This window comes from uncultured Legionella sp., from assembly GCF_937871865.1.
GTDB lineage: Bacteria > Pseudomonadota > Gammaproteobacteria > Legionellales > Legionellaceae > Legionella.
Genome location: NZ_CALMPD010000070.1, coordinates 1 through 1,752 on the forward strand (window position 1 = coordinate 1; position 1,752 = coordinate 1,752).

Genomic DNA, 1,752 nt, shown 5'->3' on the forward strand with positions numbered 1-1,752 from the left:
GAGCTTTTTCAGAGCCATTGCTAATAATCAATTTATCGTGTGTTGGCTATACAATTAAAATAGATATCCCACAAAGTATTGCATCACCCCTCTTTAAAAATCGAATTAGCGTGGCTTGACCACGCTATCCAGGAATCCTACTTGGGGATACCATGGATCAGCTGTAGTAATTAGAAACAAAAATTTCTCTGGTTATTGGGATGCTGTTTTTTATATAACTTATTGAAAAAAATGAATTATCTTTTTAAATTATATATTTAATCGTTTGCTTAATCTGCTCTTATAAGAGCAAACAAGCTATTAAATATCTTTTGGAGTAAATTTACAACCAATTGATTGTTAAACAACCAAAAAAATTTATTGAAAAAAGAAGAAAATTCTTGATTTGTTTGCTAATATCTTAATGGGTCAAAATAAAAACCTTTAACTATCAAGGAAGTAATATTATGAAAAAATCAACAATGGCTGTAGCTGCACTGCTAACTGCTTTATCTTCAGCTCCTATGGTTTCTGTAGCTTATGCTGATGACACAAGCACTACTCCTGCTGCTACTTGCACTGGCTGTAAAGGTTGCAAAGGCTGTAATGGTTGTAAAGGTTGTGCTGGTTGCAAAGGCTGTGCAGGTTGCAGTGGTGACTAGTAATTAGTTTGTTCCAACAAAGAGGTAGTTCTACTACCTCTTTCTTTATGTAGTAGCTGAACTATGACAACTGATTCAAATTTTATATTACCCGAATTAAGTAAATGGCGTCAGAAAGTGTTTTTGGGATACGCAACCCAGGTTCTTGAAGCGCAACAACAAATGACTACTTCAAAGGGGAAAAACATTCTCCATCACACGCTAAAAAAAAAGCGAAAGCATGAGCGGATGAGTCACTATCCCAAAGGCGATCGTATTGATCATTCTACCGGTTCTCAATACTTTTATCACTGCCACAGAGAAAACTTTGAAAGTACCGAGCACGGGCATTTCCATTGCTTCATGCGCTACAAACAGATACCCAAAAGAATAAAGCCATCGGCATTGCCCGATTGGGATAGGTATATGGATAATCCCATGACTCATCTTGTTGCTATTGGCATGAATCAATTTGGACTCCCTATCAGGTTGTTTACTGTTAATCGCTGGGTTACTTCTGAAACCTGGTATGATGCGGAACATATTGCTTATTTCCTGAAACGCTATCAAATGACGCTGGATGATGATCCTTATTGGCAGATTTTAGATAAGTGGGTAGAAGGGATGTTACATTTGTTTTCTCCCCAGATTGGCTGGCTGCATCAAAAACGCGATCAGGAAATGAAACAACGCCTGGATAATAATCCTGAAAATAATCCTTATATGGATTATGAGCTGGAAGAACTTTCTGAAATTCATATCGATTTAAAAAAACAAATAGAATGGATAATAAGCTGAACTCCTAAAATATGTAGGTCGGGCCCTTGGTCCGACAGCCTGTTGTGCCAAAGACACAACCTACATTTAATTACTAATTCCCAACTAATGGCAGTGTCGACCCAGTGTCCATGGCCAATGTATTAATCAAAAATAATAGTTACTTAAAACCGCTATTTTTTAATTGCTTAAAACCCATCTATACCGATACAATACGCCCCAATTACAAGATAAAAATTAACATCATTGTCAGCTAGGGTCTGTTAACATTCGTTAGTGTGAGCCAACGATAGTGTGAGCCAACGATAGTGTCGCTAAGCTCGTGATTGATTTAAGCCATCCGTGGCTAAAATCG

2 protein-coding genes are annotated in these 1,752 nt (G+C 37.3%); both read left to right on the forward strand.

What is annotated here, in order from left to right; translation table 11 throughout:
* The first annotated feature begins 446 nt into the window (after positions 1-446).
* A complete protein-coding gene (locus Q0495_RS04040; RefSeq protein ID WP_298623374.1) occupies positions 447-641 on the forward strand; it encodes a hypothetical protein in 195 nt (64 codons plus the stop codon).
* 63 nt (positions 642-704) lie between these two features.
* Positions 705-1,418 (forward strand): hypothetical protein, encoded by a 714-nt coding sequence (locus tag Q0495_RS04045; protein ID WP_298623376.1) that lies wholly within the window; start codon positions 705-707, stop codon positions 1,416-1,418.
* Positions 1,419-1,752 lie beyond the last annotated feature (334 nt).

What these genes read in the sequence shown, in the direction of transcription:
- Q0495_RS04040 (WP_298623374.1), top strand. Translation starts at nt 447, where the DNA reads ATGAAAAAATCAACAATGGCTGTAGCTGCACTGCTAACTGCTTTATCT.
- Q0495_RS04045 (WP_298623376.1), top strand. Translation starts at nt 705, where the DNA reads ATGACAACTGATTCAAATTTTATATTACCCGAATTAAGTAAATGGCGT.